The 17,893-nt window shown below is 57.2% G+C and carries 16 protein-coding genes; 12 read left to right on the forward strand and 4 right to left on the reverse strand.

Features of this window, described 5'->3' with window-relative positions; genetic code table 11:
• The first annotated feature begins 57 nt into the window (after positions 1–57).
• From B3759_RS10435 to B3759_RS10465, 7 genes are all read left to right on the forward strand, one after another.
• Positions 58–840 (forward strand): SDR family NAD(P)-dependent oxidoreductase, encoded by a 783-nt coding sequence (locus tag B3759_RS10435; protein ID WP_291365852.1) that lies wholly within the window; start codon positions 58–60, stop codon positions 838–840.
• A gap of 343 nt (positions 841–1,183) precedes the next feature.
• Positions 1,184–2,431, forward strand: coding sequence for an MFS transporter (locus tag B3759_RS10440; protein ID WP_291365853.1), 1,248 nt, complete (start codon positions 1,184–1,186; stop codon positions 2,429–2,431).
• A 30-nt stretch (positions 2,432–2,461) separates the two neighbouring features.
• Positions 2,462–2,854 carry a hypothetical protein gene (locus B3759_RS10445; protein WP_291365854.1) on the forward strand — a complete coding sequence of 131 codons (393 nt, stop codon included), beginning with the start codon at positions 2,462–2,464 and terminating at the stop codon, positions 2,852–2,854.
• A gap of 106 nt (positions 2,855–2,960) precedes the next feature.
• Entirely contained in the window at positions 2,961–4,160 is a 1,200-nt protein-coding gene (locus B3759_RS10450; protein WP_291365855.1) for a cytochrome b, read from the forward strand.
• Positions 4,161–4,162: 2 nt separating this feature from the next.
• Positions 4,163–4,912, forward strand: a complete 750-nt coding sequence (locus B3759_RS10455) for a cytochrome c1 (RefSeq protein WP_291365856.1) — start codon at positions 4,163–4,165, stop codon at positions 4,910–4,912.
• The gene (locus B3759_RS10460) at positions 4,902–5,807 is read left to right on the forward strand and encodes an S-methyl-5'-thioadenosine phosphorylase (protein ID WP_291365857.1); all 906 of its coding nucleotides are present in this window, start codon (positions 4,902–4,904) and stop codon (positions 5,805–5,807) included. Before B3759_RS10455 ends, B3759_RS10460 begins: the two co-directional genes overlap by 11 nt.
• A 180-nt stretch (positions 5,808–5,987) precedes the next feature.
• Positions 5,988–6,740 (forward strand): hypothetical protein, encoded by a 753-nt coding sequence (locus B3759_RS10465; protein WP_291365858.1) that lies wholly within the window; start codon positions 5,988–5,990, stop codon positions 6,738–6,740.
• Positions 6,741–6,811: 71 nt separating this feature from the next.
• Here B3759_RS10465 and B3759_RS10470 read toward each other — a convergent pair whose 3' ends face one another.
• Complete coding sequence (locus B3759_RS10470) at positions 6,812–7,579, reverse strand: Crp/Fnr family transcriptional regulator (RefSeq protein WP_291365859.1); 768 nt, start codon at positions 7,577–7,579, stop codon at positions 6,812–6,814.
• 680 nt (positions 7,580–8,259) lie between these two features.
• On the opposite strand from B3759_RS10470, the gene B3759_RS10475 reads away from it, so the two are divergent.
• Positions 8,260–9,060: an OmpW/AlkL family protein gene (locus tag B3759_RS10475; protein ID WP_291365860.1), complete on the forward strand. Its 801-nt coding sequence runs from the start codon at positions 8,260–8,262 to the stop codon at positions 9,058–9,060.
• Between the two features lie 349 nt (positions 9,061–9,409).
• On the opposite strand, the gene B3759_RS10480 is transcribed toward B3759_RS10475, so the two are convergent.
• Both B3759_RS10480 and B3759_RS10485 read right to left on the reverse strand, forming a co-directional pair.
• The gene (locus tag B3759_RS10480) at positions 9,410–10,153 is read right to left on the reverse strand and encodes an endonuclease/exonuclease/phosphatase family protein (RefSeq protein ID WP_291365861.1); all 744 of its coding nucleotides are present in this window, start codon (positions 10,151–10,153) and stop codon (positions 9,410–9,412) included.
• A complete protein-coding gene (locus tag B3759_RS10485) occupies positions 10,150–11,217 on the reverse strand; it encodes an AI-2E family transporter (protein WP_291365862.1) in 1,068 nt (355 codons plus the stop codon). Before B3759_RS10485 ends, B3759_RS10480 begins: the two co-directional genes overlap by 4 nt.
• Before the next feature lie 303 nt (positions 11,218–11,520).
• Here B3759_RS10485 and B3759_RS10490 point away from each other — a divergent pair, with 303 nt between their 5' ends.
• The 4 genes from B3759_RS10490 (at position 11,521) to lexA (ending at position 15,325) form a co-directional block, all read left to right on the forward strand.
• A complete protein-coding gene (locus B3759_RS10490) occupies positions 11,521–12,393 on the forward strand; it encodes a helix-turn-helix domain-containing protein (RefSeq protein ID WP_291365863.1) in 873 nt (290 codons plus the stop codon).
• A 42-nt stretch (positions 12,394–12,435) separates the two neighbouring features.
• Positions 12,436–13,311 (forward strand): sulfurtransferase, encoded by an 876-nt coding sequence (locus B3759_RS10495; protein WP_291365864.1) that lies wholly within the window; start codon positions 12,436–12,438, stop codon positions 13,309–13,311.
• A gap of 2 nt (positions 13,312–13,313) precedes the next feature.
• Positions 13,314–14,528, forward strand: coding sequence for a cystathionine beta-lyase (gene metC, locus B3759_RS10500; protein WP_291365865.1), 1,215 nt, complete (start codon positions 13,314–13,316; stop codon positions 14,526–14,528).
• Positions 14,529–14,626: 98 nt separating this feature from the next.
• Positions 14,627–15,325 carry a transcriptional repressor LexA gene (gene lexA / locus B3759_RS10505; protein ID WP_291365866.1) on the forward strand — a complete coding sequence of 233 codons (699 nt, stop codon included), beginning with the start codon at positions 14,627–14,629 and terminating at the stop codon, positions 15,323–15,325.
• 148 nt (positions 15,326–15,473) lie between these two features.
• Here lexA and B3759_RS10510 read toward each other — a convergent pair whose 3' ends face one another.
• Positions 15,474–17,726, reverse strand: coding sequence for a TonB-dependent receptor (locus B3759_RS10510; protein ID WP_291365867.1), 2,253 nt, complete (start codon positions 17,724–17,726; stop codon positions 15,474–15,476).
• Positions 17,727–17,893: the final 167 nt, after the last annotated feature.

Consider the following 17,893-nt stretch of genomic DNA (forward strand, 5'->3'; position numbering starts at 1 on the left):
TAACGGGGGCATCTTTCGTTAACTGGCGTGACCCATTCCACATTGCAGGAGATAAAAATGTCCGTAAATGAAACACGTCCGGATCATTCGACCTCTGGACGTATTCAGGACAAGGTTGCTGTCATTACCGGTGCGGCGAGCGGCATAGGCAGTGCAACGGCGGAACGTTTTGCAAACGAAGGCGCACGACTGGTGCTGGCGGATCTCGACAAGGAAAAGCTGGACACACTCGTCGCGGACATAACGGGCCGTGGAGGACAGGCCATCGGCGTGGTGGGGGATGTCAGTCACGAAGCGGATGTCCGGGCTCTGATGGATCAGGCTGTCTCCCATTTTGGCGCGATTGATATTCTTGTCGCCAATGCCGGTATCATTCCTGAGGCTGATCTTGCGTCGGCCACCGTCGATCTATGGGACCACACGATGGCGGTGGACGGACGCGGCATGTTCCTCAGTTGCAAATACGCCGCGGCTGAAATGGTGAAGGCCGGGAAGGGAGCGATTGTCTGCCTGTCCTCAATTTCCGCTTTTGCCGGTCAGAAAGGACAGGCGGTGTATGGTCCCGCGAAATTCGTCGCCTCGGGTTTGACCAAGCACTTGGCCATCGATCTGGCTGACAAGGGTGTGCGCGTCAACGCTGTGGCGCCGGGCACGATCGACACGCCAGCAGTAGGAAAAATGGGTAAGGAAGGCATTGAGAAAGTGGTGGCCATGCATCCGTTGGGCCGGATGGGTAAGCCGGTTGAGATTGCCAACGCTATCCTGTTCCTGGCTTCCGACGAAGCCTCGTTCATCACGGGTGCCGTGCTGCCGGTTGATGGTGGCTATCTGGCCCAATAACCCTGCTTTGCACCGTTCGGCTGGTGAGCGCATGCGCTTTGCTGGCCGGGCAGAATGATCCCTCGGACGGGACAGAGCCGATCAGGGCAAGAGACTAAAGGCAGTTTTTCCGTCGCGTATCTTCAGGATCCGGAGAACCTACTTCACTCAAAAACCTTTGTCTTTTATTGGTCGGCTTGATTTCTAACGGAAATCAGAGGCAGCGCTGAACAGCATGATGCGGTTCTGTTTTCGCTGTTCGGGGCAGACCGCCACAGCGACGTGCCAGCGCGCTGTCGCGATAGATGACCAAGCTGAGATCGAGCCGTCAGATGCGGTCCAGAGACAATGATGATGGGGACCGATGACCAGCCATGAGACAGACACACTCCGCCGTCGGGACAATCTCGCCCTGGATGGCATCAGCTTTCTGCTGGCGGACGTACAGTATAATCTCGGCGCTTTCCTGACCGGCCTTCTCGCCGCCTATGGGTGGCCGTCATCCGACATCGGCATGGCGATTGCGTCGGGCGGTGCGGGCGCGGTGATTGCACGTCTGCTGGGGGGATGGGCGCTCGACCGGTTGTCTTCGCGCAGGCTCATTCTGGCGAGCTGCTGCCTTGTGACAATCGTCTCTGTCTCGGTCGCCGCCCTGTTTCCCGGCTTCTGGGAGATTGTCTGCGTCCATTTCCTTGCCGGTGGTGCTGGCGCTCTGTTCTCACCATTGCTGGCGGCCATCAGTCGCGAGACTGCGGGGCCTCGCGGTTATATGGCGCGTATGGGACGCAATGAGTCGTTCAACCATATGGGCAACGCACTGGTTGCCTGTTTCATGTGCGCTGTGGGCACGATGGCCGGACCGCTCACGCCTTTATGGGCCATCGGGGGGCTGGCAGGCATCAGCCTCCTGCTTGTGGCGCGACTGACTGGCCGTGCCGATGCACAGGAAGCTTCATCGGATAAGTCAAAATCAGCCATAGCAAAGGGGGGGAAGGCCCTCCGTGTGCTGACCAATGCTCCGTTGCTCATCTTCCTGATTTGCCTCCTGTTGTTCAATCTGGCGAATGGCGCAACCGTTCCGCTCATGATCGAACGGCATGCCACTTATCACTTCGGCAATGTGCCCTTCATGACGGCCGTCTGCATCATCGTCGCGCAGGCGACCATGGTACCGGTCGCGTTTCTGGTTGGGCGGACTGCCGGATCATGTCGGCGCAAGCCGCTCTTTCTGATGGCGCTGGCGATGCAGCCATTGCGTGACCTGCTGGTCTTCTGGAGCGCCAGTTGGCCAGTCATGTGTCTGGCCCAGATTCTGGATGGTATCTCGTCGGGCATTATTCTGGTGCTCTTCTATGCCATCATGTCGGATCTGGCGGAGAAGGGCGGTCGGCGGAATTTTCTCATTGGTTTGGGACTTGCCGTTGGCACCGTGGGAGCCTTGCTTTCGAATTTCGTCGGAGGTCAGCTGACATCTGCTTATGGGTTCAATCCGGCGTTTCTGGCGCTGGCAGGGAGCGGGGCCGCTGTCTTTTTCCTCTTCCTGTTCGCCATGCCGGAAACGCACGAGGATGAGCCTCTATCTGTATCGGTGGAACACAATGGAGTAAGCTGAGAATATATAGCTAAAAGGACTGGTCACAGGATGAAGATCATCAGAAGCGTTGTCGTTGTGGCTGTGATAGCCAGTACAAGCGCCTGCACGTCCACGGGTGATGCTTCCATAAAACATACGACCATTCAGGAAGTGAATCAGAATATTCATGATGGTATGACGACTTCATCGCAGGTGCGTCAGATATACGGTGAGCCGGGACAGAAAACCTACGAAAACGGCTATGAAGTCTGGGTTTATAGTTTTACGTCCGGCAGGGAAGACGGCCTCTCAATCGCTCAGGATGTTGTAGGGCTGGGCATGCTTGGGGAAAGATCAAACAACAAAAACAAGACGCTTACTGTCGTCTTCGGAAATGATGTCGTGCTGAAACACAGTTTCACCACCGCGAATTACAGTTCCGGTAGTGGCTTGAGACAGTAACCTGATGGCCCGAAGTCCCTTCGGCCAGATTTCGACATACCAGCTTCCGTGGACCTGTCGCGCCAACTGAATTAGATGTGTGCGCAGGGAAGCAGGGGAACGCCGCATGACAGGTTCGTCGTCCAGCGACAGGGAGAACGACGGAAGCAAACAGGACTGGCTCGACAGCCGTCTGCCTGTCAGGCGTTTTCTCACCACCCAGTTCCGCCATTTTCCGATGCCGCGTTCGGCCAACATGCTCTGGACCGTGGGGGCCATGCTGTCAGCGGTCCTCGTGCTGATGCTGCTATCCGGTCTCGTGCTGGTCATGAATTACACGCCGACGGTAGCAGGAGCGTTCGCGTCCATCGAGGCGATTGAGCGCCGCGTCCCGTCCGGTTGGCTGATGCGGTCCATGCATATGGCGGGCGCAAGCCTGTTTCTCGGCGCACTTTATCTGCATCTGTTTCGTGGCCTGTATTATGGCTCCTACAAGAAGCCGCGTGAACTGGTGTGGCTGCTCGGTCTGCTGCTTCTGGTGATGACCATGATCACCGCCTTTGCTGGGTATGTCCTGCCGTGGGGGCAGATGTCCTACTGGGGCGCGGATATTGCCGGAAAGGCGCTGGCGTCCATTCCCGTGATCGGGCCGTTTACAGAGCGTGTGTTTCTTGATGGAAGCCAGCCGGGTGACGGCACGCTGCACCATCTTTTCGTGCTGCATTTTACATTGGCGTTTGCGATCGTTGCGGTGGTCGGTCTGCATGTGGCGGGCGTGCATGTTGCAGGTTCTGGAAACCCGAGCGGGATTGAACCAGACCGGAAGGGAAGCCTGCCCTTCTCACCTTATTTCGCGATCAAGGACGCCTTCGGAGTGGCGGTTTTCGCCATCGTGCTGACTGCGGTGATGTTTCTGTTTCCAGATCTTGTGACAGAATCAGCAAATTATCGTCCTGCCAATCCATTGCACACACCGACCAATATCGAACCGGAATGGTATTTCCTGCCCTTTTTCGGAATGCTTCAGGCAATTCCGTTCAAGTTCGGCGGTCTCGTGGCTTCGGTCGGTGCTGTGGTGGTGCTGTTCCTTGTGCCGTGGCTCGATCAGTCGCCCGTGCGATCCGCGCGGCAACGACCGCTCATCCGCCTGTCCATGATCCTGCTCGTTGCCGCGTTCGTGGCGCTGGGTTTGGCCGGACAGCATCACATGGAGGGAAGCTGGCTGATTATCGGACGATGCGCGACGGTGTTTTACTTCTTCCATTTTCTTGTCGTTCTGCCATTTGTGTCCCGACGTGAGCGCGCGGTTGTGGAGAGTGCGTCGTGAGAATGGCGTTTTTTATTCCCGTTATCGCAGCAGCACTTTTCAGTGCATCACCCATGCTCGCGCAGACACGCCCCGATCACGATCATGCGTCACCTCAACACTGGAGTTTTGAAGGACCGCTGGGCAATTTCGATCTTGCCACCGTGCAGCGTGGATATCTGGTTTACGAACAGGTCTGCTCATCATGTCACGGCATGAAGCATGTTCAGTTCAGAGACCTCGAAGGCATGGGGCTTGATGCTGAAGCGGTGAAATCCATTGCATCCAGCTACCAGATTCAGGATGGACGGGATCTGTCCGGGGCGCTGAAATATCGTCATGGTCTGCCGGATGATGCGTTCCCGACACCCGTAAAACCGGCGGGTGTTCCAGAGGGTGTCGTGCCTCCGGACCAGTCGCGGCTTACTGTCGTATATCCCGGTGGCCCGGACAGGATTTATGCGCTGCTCACCGGCTATGGGCCTGCCCCAGCGGGCATGGCTGTGCCATCTGGTCAGTTTTACAACCGTTTTGCTTCGGGGCGGATGATTGCCATGAAGCCGCCGTTGCGGGGCGGTGAGGTCCATTATCCGGAAGGCACATCCGCGACGGTTGAACAGGAAGCACGCGACGTCACGACCTTTCTGGCGTGGGTCGCCCAGCCGCATCTGGCCGCCCGTCATCGCACCGGTGTGCGGGTGCTTGTCTATCTGCTATGCCTCGCACTTCTGCTTTTTTTCTTGAAACGGAGAATCTGGTCCAATGTCGAATAGTCCCGCGCCTGAGGTCAAACCGGTTATCGGCATTATCGGTGGATCGGGGCTGTATGACATCGCCGGTCTTGAGAACAAGGAATGGCGGCGTGTTGACACTCCCTGGGGCGCACCGTCTGACGAACTGCTGTTTGGAACACTGAATGGCGTCCGCTGCGTGTTTCTGCCTCGTCACGGCCGCGGCCATCCAATCCCGCCGTCACGCCTGAACTATCGCGCCAATATCGCGGCGATGAAGATTGCCGGTGTAACGGACATCATCTCTCTCTCGGCTGTCGGCTCCCTGCGCGAAAATCTGCCGCCCGGACATTTCGTGATTGTGGATCAGTTCATTGATCGCAGTTTCGCCCGTGAGAAGAGCTTCTTCGATACGGGCTGTGTGGCGCATGTTTCCGTGGCTGATCCGGTCTGCCCGCGTATCGGCGACGTGGCGGAAGAGAAGCTGAAAGAGCTGAACATCGCCTTCACCCGTGGGGGCACCTATCTGGTGATGGAAGGGCCGCAGTTCTCCACGCGGGCCGAGAGTGAACTGTATCGCAGCTGGGGCTGTGCGGTGATCGGCATGACCAACATGCCGGAAGCCAAGCTCGCTCGTGAAGCCGAGATCTGCTACGCGACGGTTGCGATGGTGACTGATTATGACTGCTGGCATCAGGATCATGACAGTGTCACGGTCGATGCGGTTGTGCGCGTCATGCAGCAGAACGCCGATCATGCTCGTTCGCTCGTGAAAGCGATGATCCCGGCGCTGGGTCAGCCGCGTGGTCTTTGCCCGGCCGGTTGTGATCGGGCGCTCGAACATGCGCTGATCACCGCGCCGGAGCGTCGGGAGCCGGCCTTGCTGAGCAAGCTGGAGGTGATTGCCGGGCGTGTGCTGAGCAGTTCCGATAACTGATAGAAGTTTTTGGGTGTCGCCTTTTTTCAAAAAGGCGATGTTCTCTTAAGCTTTTTGAAAAAAGCTTCACCAGAAACCTCTTCATTTTTTCCCGATCATATGAACAAAGACCCCCAGCCCCACGCCAGGGCTGGGACACGTATCGTTCTCCACATGCTCAACAGTGGAGAACCCAACAGCATGACTCAGCGCAGACTGGGCAAGAAGCCCGCTCGTCTGGACCCGCGAACCTACCGTCTTTCCGCGCCTCTCAGCTTTCGTCTTCCCACGCCGCCGCCTTCGGTGAACTGGGCCGCGGACGCTGACTGGCCGATGTGGTGCAATGATCGTCTCGGCTGCTGCACGCAGGTATCCGTCGCATCCGCCATCCGGACATGGACCGGCTCAGCCCTCACACCGATTGTCCTGAGTGATGATGAGGTTGTCGCCAACTACAGCGCGGAATCCGGATATGTTGAAAATGATCCGTCAACGGATCAGGGCGCGGTCGAGGTTGAAGTCCTGTCCCGCTGGTGTCGCGAAGGCTACGAGAGGCCGGGTCAGACACGCGATTACCTGACAGCCTTTGGCTATATCAATCCGAAAGATACGCAGTCCGTTCATCGCGCCATCGCCATGCTGGGTGGCCTGTATATCGGTCTGACGCTTCCCCAGTATGCCTGTGTTGGAAATAATGACTGGGTTATCGACCCGACCGCCGATAACAGCATCGCGGGCGGTCATGCCGTGTGGCTGCACGGCTATGATTCCGACTGGCTCTATCTCAACACATGGGGTGGGCCGCGTCGCATGTCCTATGACTTCTTCACCACACGCTGCGATGAAGCCTACGGTCTAATTTCCCGTCAGAACTGGACGAACCTGAAAGGCATGTCGCCGGAAGACGAGGCGCTGGATGATCTCGTCAAGGAATTGCAATCGACGGCAGGTTAAAACGCTGTCTCAAAAACAGTAATGAGTGCCAGCTGGGTAGTGTTCCACGCCCCGGTATCCTGTGTGGGAGGCTATTCCTCACCGCTGGCGATGGTCCGCAGGCGGGACGGTGTGGGAACGGTGATCTCATGACCGGCGCCCGTGGCGATCAGACCTTCCCGTCGCAGGCCGCTGATCGTCCGGCTTACGGTTTCCACGGTCAGTCCCAGAAAATCGGCGATGTCCGCTCGCGTCATGGGGAAATGGAGTTTGGCGTTCTGCGGGATGTCGTCGCCATAGAGCTCGGTGATCTGACTATAAAGAAAGCTGGCAACCCTTTCGCGGGCCGTCTTGCGTCCAAGAAGGAGCATCTGATCCTGAGCCGCAACCAGTTCGTTCGCGGCTTCATTGCGGAGACGGCGTTCCAGACGGGGGAATTCGTCGATCACGGTTTCAAGCCGCTCACGCGAGAAACGGCAGAGTCGGACCTGATCAATGGCTTCGGCACCAAAGGCGTAACGGTCAGACACGGCAAGACCGAGAAAATGGCCGATGCTCACAAATCCCGTAATCTGGCGGCGTCCGTCGGGGAGTGATTTGAAGAGTTTGACCGTGCCCGAGGTGATGTTGAAAAACTCGTCGGCAAGGGAGCCTTCCTCGATGAACTGTCGGCCGGGCGGGATGGTCATGCGCACCGCTGCCTGTGCAAGCTGGGACAGTTCATCGTCATTCAGCGCACTGCAGATTCCATGCGCCCGTACTTCGCATACAGAACAGGTCTGACAGCCATCCATTCCAGCGATGACGATTCGCTTGGGGTGGGACGGACTGTTTCCGGCTGTCAGGGCAGATACTGACATAATGTGTCTTTCTCTCCGGCCGGATGCGGCATTTTATGAGCTCAAGCTTGGCCTTCCCTCTCTAGCGCGAATGAAAGCGGATCACACCCCCTGAGAGCGGGTGACAGGCTTGATTTAAATCATTGTGAAAATGACACGATATCTCAGCCTGAAAAATCTGCGTCTGTCTGGTTCGTGGGAGACTGCGGCAGCAGGGTGTTTTTACCGTTATCCGGATGACGCTTTGTGACCGGAGAGAAATGGTGTCCGTCATCCTGTCTGAATGAAGGCTCTCCCTGCTCTTGCTATTGCGAAACAGATGAATCCCTCTGTCGCAAGAGACGAAAAATAATCCTTTATAATGAGTTACAGGGAATGTTGGGTTGTGGGGACCCCTGTATGCGGAGCTCTCATATTTGAAAGAGCATACTCCGCCGTCATTCTTACAACGGACATCTCTACTCTTGTTTTGTGTGAAACCGATTACTGGACATGCGGAAGATAGAGTGTCGCCCAGACTTTCTGCTTTCGGTGACAGACAAAAAGCGGCCTGATCCATTCAGGACCGCAGAGATCGCCTTACTGTTGCAAAAAAAACTCACCTCTCTGGAAGTTGTGACGAATTGATTCAGATTAAGGCCGTTAACACTCGGGGTATGGTTTCAGCGGCGAACATTACAGTTTGATAAGAGTGACGCCCCATGATGAAGACCGGATCCTTTCTGGCCGCCACGCTTCTGGCAGCCAGCGCTCTCTGCGGCACGGCGCACGCCCAGACGGCTGCTGCTCCCCCGCCGCCTCCGGCCGGGGCTTCCGCCTATGTCAACGCACCCGTTGCTGCCCCGGTCGCAGCTCCGGTCAATCATAGTGGCCGTTGTGGCATTTTTGAGACCTGCGCCAGCACGAAGATCGGTCTTGGCAAAGGCGACTTCATGGTCCGTCTGTCCGGTGTCGGCGTCCTGCCGCAGGATCGTGACAGCAAGGTCAGCCTGAATGGTCAGCGTCTGCCGGGTGCGCATATCTCCACGACCAATCAGGCGATGCCTGAGCTGACCCTTGAATATTTCTTCACCGACAATCTTTCGCTGGACCTGATCGCCACCAGCACGCGTCATGAAGTGGCCGGTCACGGCGGCGCACTGGGCGCAAAGACGGATGTCGGTTCCGCATGGGTGCTGCCGCCGACCCTGACGGTCGCCTGGCATTTCCGTCCGCACAAGCGTTTCAACCCGTATGTCGGTCTGGGCGCCAACCTGACATGGTTCCACAACATGCACGGCGCGAATGGCCTGAAGCTGAACTCCGGCTTTACCGGTGGTCCTTCCGTCAATGTCGGCTTTGACTACCAGATCGTCGGCAACTGGTTCTTCAATGCCGATGTGAAGCAGATTTTCATGCGTATGCATGCATGGGCACAGGATCCGGCCGAGACCGTGCGTATCCGCGCTCATGAATCTCTCGACCCGACCGTTGTGTCGGCTGGTATCGCTTACCGCTTCTGATCCCGGATACGGCTCCCTCTCCGTTGTTTCATGCAGCGTGATGGAGCCGTATTTGCGGTCATTCAGGACCGTCAGAATTATGGGTATGGTTGTGCGCCAGCAGGGAAATCCGGCTGGCGCATTTTTTTGATCCCGGCGTTTCCTGTCCCGGTGATCATATTGTTGATTTTGAGCGCCGCGTTCGTTCAGGAACGCAGGACGCGCTGCAAAAAGAAACAGGTGGACGCGACGACGGCCCTGCGGGCTGTTTCAAAGCCCTGTTCATTCAGTTTCTCTAAATCGTGATAATGCCTTGGGGGACATCTGTTAATTACAGAGCCCCCATGCCTTTGGCGTGCGTGTCAGAGCATTACTCTGACAGCGTCACGGTCTCGGCAAATGAGTGAAAATCTGAAACGCCCGGTCGAAGCGTGACCATGATCGGTCTGTGATCGGACGCGAAAACTGGCAGAACTCTGGCACTTTCACAGATCGCTCCCCGGATCAGGCAGCGGTCGATGCGGATGGGGACAAGATCGACCATTCGATGTGTCGGTGCCCTTGGTCCGACATCCGCGAAGCCGGGCACCAGTGTGGGTCCCACCAGATTGAAATCTCCGAGAATGGCGGCGGGAGCCGGGAGGATGGCGGAAAGACGCCGCAGCTGACGCCGGTTCATGATCTGTCCATGTGACAGATGGACATTGGCTACAGTGATCGACGGCAGGCGGATGATCTGCGCGATGCGTCGCACGATCATGCCGGACGGTATCACGCAGGTGCGGGGCGCACGGGAAAAGGGAATACGACTCCAGCAGGCGACACCATGAATCCGGCCGGGGAGAGGGGAGCGTGCGTAATAGCCTCCCATCAGATCGGGAAGCTGGTCGATTTCCTGAGTCGCTTCCTGCATCAGAAGAAGGTCGGGCTTTTCTCTCTCCAGAAGCGTCATGACGTCCTGAATGCTGGCTCCGACACTGTGCAGCAGATTCCAGCTGATGATTCTGATATCGACATCGCCCCGTCGGGTGGTGGTCGCTGCAATCCTGCCGCGCAGACGGGGACGACGGCGTATCCGTTTGAGAAGGGGTTTCAGCTTGGGGGCGGCCATCATGTCTCCGATGTCTTGCGGTCTTGTGGCAGGTCAGCAACACGACCAGCGGCGAACTCAACGATCAGGATATATCCGACCGCAAGAAGGACCGGGCCGAGAAAGATGCCCAACCCTCCAAACTCCAGAACGCCGCCAATCACGCCGATGAGTGTCAGCAGGTAGGGAAGTTGTGCGCCGCGAGCGATGAAGATAGGGCGAATGATATGATCCGCGCCCGAGATCAGGATGATCCCGTACAGCGCCAGAAAGATACCTCGCCAGAGATGATCCGAGACGGCCAGCCAGACTGCGGCGGGTACCCAGACCAGCGGCGCGCCGATTGGCAGCACGGAAAGAAACGCGGCCAGCGTGCCGAATAGAACGGGTTCGGGCACGCGGACGATGAAAAAGCCCACGCCGGTCAGCACGCCCTGCACAATGGCGGTGCCCAGCAGGCCATATACGGTGCCCCGAACGGTCCCGCCGACAATGCGCAGGATACGGTCGGCATGACGCCCCGCGACCCGACTGATCAACTGACGGATCGTGCGAGCCAGTGAATCACCGCTCAGCCAGAAGAAGAAGGCGATGAACAGCGCCATCCCCAGATGCAGACCGCCGTTCGCCAGTTGCATGAGGACGGACAGGACGGATTGGGCGATATCGCCGGCATAGGGACGCAGACTCTGTCCGATATGGCTGAGATCCTTGCCCACCTTATCCCAGGCGTGCGTGGCTTCGGTTCCGGCGAGTGGCAGCTTGCTGAGCCATGCGGGAACGGGCGGCAGACGCAGATTGGGGAGAAATGTGTCGGTCAGATCCGACAGAACCTGTGGCGCATCAGCCAGTACCTTGGAGGTGATGCCCGCGATGGGAACCATAATGCAGATCGTGCTGAGAACGGTCATGCAGACGGCTGCTGCTGCCGGACCCATGTGTCGCCTCAGTCTGAGCAGGATGGGCCATGTCACAAAGGTCAGAATGGCCGCCCACAGAATAGCGGACAGAAAGGGCGCTGTGACGACTACGCAACCGTAGGCCACGCCGAGTATCAGCAGCCCGGAGATGAGTCGTTCAGCGTTCATGACGCCCGATCCTGCGTTTCATTCCACGAATTCGCAGGACCGCCTGCGCGCACTGTCTCTTCTGTGGGGAAAAGGCAGGGATTTTGGAAACACATTATACGGTGCGTGTCACGCCTCGAATAGGAGATGGCTCCCGTGCGAGAGCTCAAAATTGCGCCAGAAGCGCCTTAAAATTGTCTGATTCTTGCGTCGAGCGTCATAATTTTATGATATCGCAAATTGTGGACACTTTACAGTCCGCAAGATTAACGTATTATTGACGAATAATATTCCCCAGAAACAGTGTCTCAAGGAATGACTGGAATGGCTGCTGTGACTATGCGTCTGAGCGAGATCGGGCAGCAGCTACGTGCTTTTCGTCTTGAATCGGGTATGAGGGCGGATGAAATCGCCGCTCGCCTCGGCGTCTCTCGTGCTGCTTTGTACAGGTATGAGAAAGGCGAGGTGATCAAACTCGACACGGTTCAGAGACTGGCCGAGCTACTCAAGGTTTCGCCGCTCACACTTCTTAGTATCGGCGTGGAATATTACAGCCGACCCCTCAGCTTCTTCGAACGTGTTCGACAGGTTGAGGAGGAAGCTGACCAGATCCTCCAGATCAGTGATCCGGTGGCTTATCTGGTAACCTCGCCGGAATATGATTCCATCCTGAACCGTGCAATTGCGGAGCAGGTGGAAAACAAACAGCTGATTGAACAGTATCAGGAGATCTTCGCCTCCCGGAGGGAGAGCTATCGTCTCCGCCGTCCGACGATGATCACCATGCTGAGCGAACAGTCGATCGAGCGCTTCCTTCAGCGTGGTGTGGGTGAGGCAATCCCCATGTCCGACGAGTTGCGGATCGAGGCCCGCAAGGTAGCCGCGATGGAAATCGGCCGTATTGCCGAGCTGATCGAAGCCGAGCCGATCGGTCTTCAATTCAGTCTGCTCGCGGATGTTGAAAGCACGACCAACTGCATCCTGATGCGGGGACGCGAGCGGATGATGCTGGCCATCAACCCGTTCCGTTGCGACATGTCTCCGGCCGCCACCACCGGTGTGTCGCTGGTGACCAGCGCTCCGGAAGCGGTCAACGCCCACCAGCGGGTGATCGAAGTGCTCTGGGCGGAATCCTGCAAGGGCAAGGAAGCGGCAGAGCGTCTCCGTTCCCTGCTTGCACAGCACGCCATCCAGTGATTCACTCCTCCTCTCCGCAGGCAGCGGAGAGGAGTCGAACCTGTGTTACAGCCTCTTATAGATGTTGATACGGTAAAGAGTGCGCTCGCCTCCGGCGACGTCACCCTTCTTGATGCGACAGCCAGACTTCCGGGCGAACAGACCGATCCAGATGAGGATTTTCTGGCGTCCCGTCTGCCCGGCGCACGCCGTTTCGACATCGAGCTTTTTTCCGATCCTGAACAGTCACTTCCCCATATGGCTCCTGCCGCGGGACGTTTTGCGCGACTGGCCGGAGAACTCGGACTGACCCGTGACAGCACGATTGTTATCTACGATCAGGGGAACATCGCCTCTTCCTGTCGTGCCTGGTGGCTATTGCGTCTGTTCGGCCATGAGCGCGTGTTCATTCTCGATGGTGGGATGCCTGCATGGCGTGCAGCGGAGGGCGAACTTGAGCAGGGCGCGCCTTCGCCGATTGTTTCCGCACAGTATATTCCCCGGCTGACAACCAGTCTGCTCAAAGGACTGGGGGACATGCTCACACTCTGCGCTTCTGATGCGGATGACGTGATTCTCGATGCGCGTTCAGCGGGCCGCTTCACCGGAGCCGCACCGGAGCCGCGGGCGGGACTTTCCTCCGGACATATGCCGGGAGCACAAAATATTCCCTTTGGCGAACTGCTGGCCGCAAACAGACACTTTCTGCCGAAAGCCGCACTGAAAGCACGCTTCGAGAAAGCGGGTGCAGCCAACCTTCAGACACCGCTCATCGCTACCTGCGGATCGGGCATGACGGCTTCCGTCATTGTGGTCGGCGCTGTGCTTGCGGGGTATGAGACTGTCTCTCTTTATGACGGGTCGTGGGCGGAATGGGCGGCGACATCTGATGCGCCTATCGTAAAAGGAGAAGCGACATCCGGCAGGGAGCAGAGTTGATCATGACAGGTGAAGACAGGGTCGCAGCAGGCTGGGACCGGCTGAACGCCCGGCTGGTGAAAATCGGACGCCCCGATGTGCATGACGAGGCGTTTCGGCGGACCGGCACGCTGGTCAATGCGCCGGTTTCCCGCGGCTCGACTGTGCTGTTTCCTGATCTGGACACCATGCGGCGTGTCGGCGCGGAACGGTACGAGCATACGCCGATCTATGGCGCGATGGGCTCCGCCGTTCAGCATGATCTGGAACGGGCCATCGCGGCGATCGAGGAAGGACGGGATACACAGATCGTGTCTTCGGGCCTCGCCGCCTGCACGACGGCGCTACTGACATGGACCAGTTCCGGCGGCCACTGCCTGCTGCCAGATTCCTGCTACGGACCGACGCGGCGGTTCGCCGACACCATGCTGCGGCGGTTTGGCGTGGAAGCCACCTATTACGATCCGATGATTTCCGAGGAAGGGCTGCGCCAGCTCATGCAGCCGAATACGCAGGTTGTGTTCGCAGAAAGTCCCGGCAGCCACACGTTCGAGGTGCAGGATGTTCCCATGCTGGCCCGCGTGGCGCATGACGGAGGGGCGAGGGTGCTGCTCGACAACACCTGGGGCTTCGGGATTTTCATGCCGTTCACGCACGGTGTCGATGTGTCGATTCAGGCGCTGACCAAATATCCCGGCGGCCATTCGGACGCCATTCTGGGCGCCATCACCGTCGGGTCTGAGGAAGATTGGCATATGCTGCGCGACGCTGCGATCCAGCTTGGGCAGCTTGCCGGACCGGATGATTGCTGGCTTACCTTGCGCGGTCTGCGCAGCATGGGCGTGCGTCTGGCGCGGCAGGCGCGTACGGCGTGGAAGGTGGCTTGCTGGCTGCGGGATCGGGGCGAAGTGGCGCAGGTGCTTTTCCCCGCATTTTCCGACTGCCCGGGGCATGAGTTCTGGGAGCGCGACTTCTCTGGAGCGGGTCCGCTGTTCACCGTTGTCCTGACATCCGATCATGACAGAGCGGCGATGGAGCGGATGATCAACGGTCTCCGGCATTTCGGCATCGGAGCGTCGTGGGGCGGCTATGAAAGTCTGGTGCTGCCCACCACGGGGGGCGTGTCGCGCTCCCTGCCGAATGCGCTCCCCGACGGACCGGCCTTCCGGCTGGCGATAGGACTGGATGAGGCTGCGGATCTGATTGCCGATCTGGAGAGCGGCTTCTCCCGTTTGTGACGGAGAGAACTGGATGCAGGATTGACCGGAAAAGGGAACCAATGTAGAACAAACCAGATTCCGCATACAGATGAGACATTAGCAGAGGACTGGACGCGATGCTCACACGCAAACAGCATGAACTGCTGCTGTTCATCGATTCCTATCTTGGTCAGACAGGATTCTCTCCTTCCTTCGATGAAATGAAGGATGCTCTGGGACTGAAATCCAAGTCCGGCATCCACCGTCTGATTTCGGCTCTCGAGGAACGCGGTTTTATCCAGCGTCGGCATAATCGGGCGCGGGCGCTGGAAGTGTTGCGTCTGCCAGAACCCGCTCAATTGTCACCGACAGCATCCCCCAATTCCCTGAATGTCATCAAGGGTGATTTTTCGCAGCGCCTTGCTGGTGTAAAGACCGGGGAGGCGGCAGCTTCTATGAGCTTGCCGCTCTATGGGCGGATTGCCGCCGGTCTGCCGATAGAAGCTCTGCACGATCACAGTGAGCAGGTGGAAGTGCCGATGGCGCTTCTAGGGCAGGGCGAACATTACGCTCTGGAAGTTGCCGGTGATTCCATGATCGAGGCTGGCATCCTGGACGGTGACACGGTCATCATCCGTCGGGAAGACAATGCCGAGAACGGTCAGATTGTTGTCGCGCTTATTGATGATGCGGAAGTGACGCTCAAGCGGCTACGTAAAAAGGGCAACACGGTCGCCCTTGAAGCTGCCAACTCAGCTTATGAAACACGGATTGTTCCGGCTGAACGTCTGAAAATTCAGGGTCGTTTGGTCGGCTTATTGCGCACTTATCACTGAAGAAAGTCAGAAACCATTTCATAATAAAAGTTTTTGGGTGCTGCCTTTTTTCAAAAAGGCGGCGTTCTCTGAAGCTTTTTGAAAAAAGCTTCACCAAAAACTTCTTTATGATTTTTGGTGAAGTGATAGAGCCCTGCCTTCTTCTTTCTCAGAACCTCTGCGAAATACCTGTCAGGATCGTTCGTCTCAGTCCGTATTGAGGCGCTCCGACACCGATGCCCGAGCCGCTGCGAAGCATGTAGCGGCGATCGAAGAGGTTGGTCACATCCAGCCGCAGTTCGGTCCGTTTCAGGAACGGCGTATGGAACAGGTTGTCGAACGACTGAACAATGCCAAGGTTGAAGGTGACATACTGCGGCACGGATGCTCCGTTCGGGATCACTGAATCTTCGCGAAGACCACTGCCATAAACCATTGTTGCGGACAGGCGCGTGGGATGATCGGTCTTGCGGAATGCTGTGTAGCTACCCCCGGCGGACGCCGTCCAGCGCTGGTCATGATCCACATGCACCCAGTGATTGCTGATATAGGCGAGGTCATCGGGCTCCATATTCCACTGGGCGGAAACAATGTTTTTTCCAATGGCGCGTGACCATGAGAAGTTGCCGTAAACAGTGAAGGGACCGTGCGAGTAGTCGGTGGTCACTTCATAGCCGTTGACCTGACCCCGCTTGTAATTGAACGCCGACAGAATGATGGGAGAGCCGAACTGCCCCTCGTCGATCATGTTGCGGGCCAGTTTGACATAGGCATCGAAAGACGCGTGCCAGTGCGGCAGGATTTCCTGTGCGAAACCGGCGTCGAAATAGTGATCGCGCTCAGACTTGACCATCGTGTTCTGAAAGCTGGGCGGCGTTCCGGATGTGTTGGCGTATTTATCCAGCTGCGTTCCACCAACCAGCTCAAACGGTGGTGGCGTGAAGTAGCGGGAATAGCCTGCGTGGAATGTGCCGCCTCTCCACGGTGTCCAGACAATATTGATACGCGGGCTGACCTGTTTGGAGTGTGTGTATTCATCCACGCCGTCAAAACGCAGACCGTAATTGATGGTCAGGTTCTTGAAAGGACGCCATTCATCCTGTGCATACAATCCGTAGATCCAGCCAGTGCGGCCTGTTCCGTCATGAATGGACTGTGTCTGGCCATCGAATTCGGCGTTGCCGTCTTCATCTGTGCCGCTCTGCGTGTAAACAGTAGCGTCAGATTTTGAAATGGTTCTTTCTACATAAGCCTGAAAACCAAATCTGACTGTGTGCTTCGGGGCTGCGCGCCATGTAAGATCAGTCTGATTGCCGGACGAAAAGACAGAGCGCTGGGCGTGCTGGGCAATGCCGTTATAAACAAGATCACCGAGCGGGTCAGGTGAGTATCCCAGAGAACTGTACCGGGCGATCGCTGAAGTCTGCAGGCTGACTTTTCCCATTTCCTTCTGAAGGGACAGCATCCCGAAATCAGTGATTTCCTTCTGCTGCTCATGCAGGGAGGCGCTGTCCACGCTGCCGTAAACCTGCTGCGAAAGGGCGCTGTTCAGGAAGGACGGATTGGCAAACTGCCTCTGCTGGCCGGGATTGTTCGGAAGCTCATACTGGGCGTTTGATACACCGGCGATGAAGCTGATGCGTGTGTTTTCGTCAGCCGTGTAACGCAGATGTCCAAGGAAGTGATACTGATTGCTCAGATCATGGATCGCGTTGAAATCCGGTGTAGGATTTTCGATGCCGACGCGATTATGCACAAAGTCTGCGGTCGCGAAGTAATCCCATTTCCCATTGTGGCCACCATACTGGAGGGATGGGAAGAAATAATCACGGGCGCCCCCATAAATGGAAGCATTGCCTCCACTGTCAGACGTACCGTTCTTGGTCGTGATATCAATCACGCCTGCCTGCAGAAAACCGTATTCGCTGGGCAACGCACCTGTCGTCAGGGACATCGAATGCGCGAAGCGGGTCATGAGTGTCTGCCCGAAGACGCTCAGCCCTTCTGGAAGTGCGATACCATCAAGGCGGAACTGCACTTCGTTATGATCACCACGAATATGAATCTGCCCATAACTGTCCTGCGCTACGCCCGGAGCCTGCAGAAGAACTCCATTCAGAGGCGCGTTGTCACCGCCAGGGATTCTTTCGATATCCGCACGTGTGAAGTGATAGACGCTCGCACCCGTTGACGGCTGGAGGCTGGCGCGCTGCTTGTCCAGATGCGCCGTGACGATGATGTGCTCGTCACGGGTCGCCGTCACCGCTTTGACCGGTTCTGTTTTGGCTGAAGGCTGTGCTGTTACTGGCGTAGCTGTGGTCGTTCCTGTCTCAGCGGCATGGGCAGGTGTGAGAACGTGCCGGGAGAACAGCAACGGACTGGCGACGAGCAGAAAGGTAACGGGATGGACAGGGCGATTCATTGAGCATCCGTACTGGCTGATTTCAGCCCTCCATACGATGTTATGTTATAATATAACAATACCTAAAATGTCCGAAATGAACGATAAAGCCGAAGGCGTTACGCTGATGCCACAGAGCCAAAAAAACGCTGCTCCAGCGGTTGGCCGAAGCAGCGTCATGAAAAGAA

This window comes from Acetobacter sp. UBA5411 (genome assembly GCF_002409645.1).
Taxonomy (GTDB): domain Bacteria; phylum Pseudomonadota; class Alphaproteobacteria; order Acetobacterales; family Acetobacteraceae; genus Acetobacter.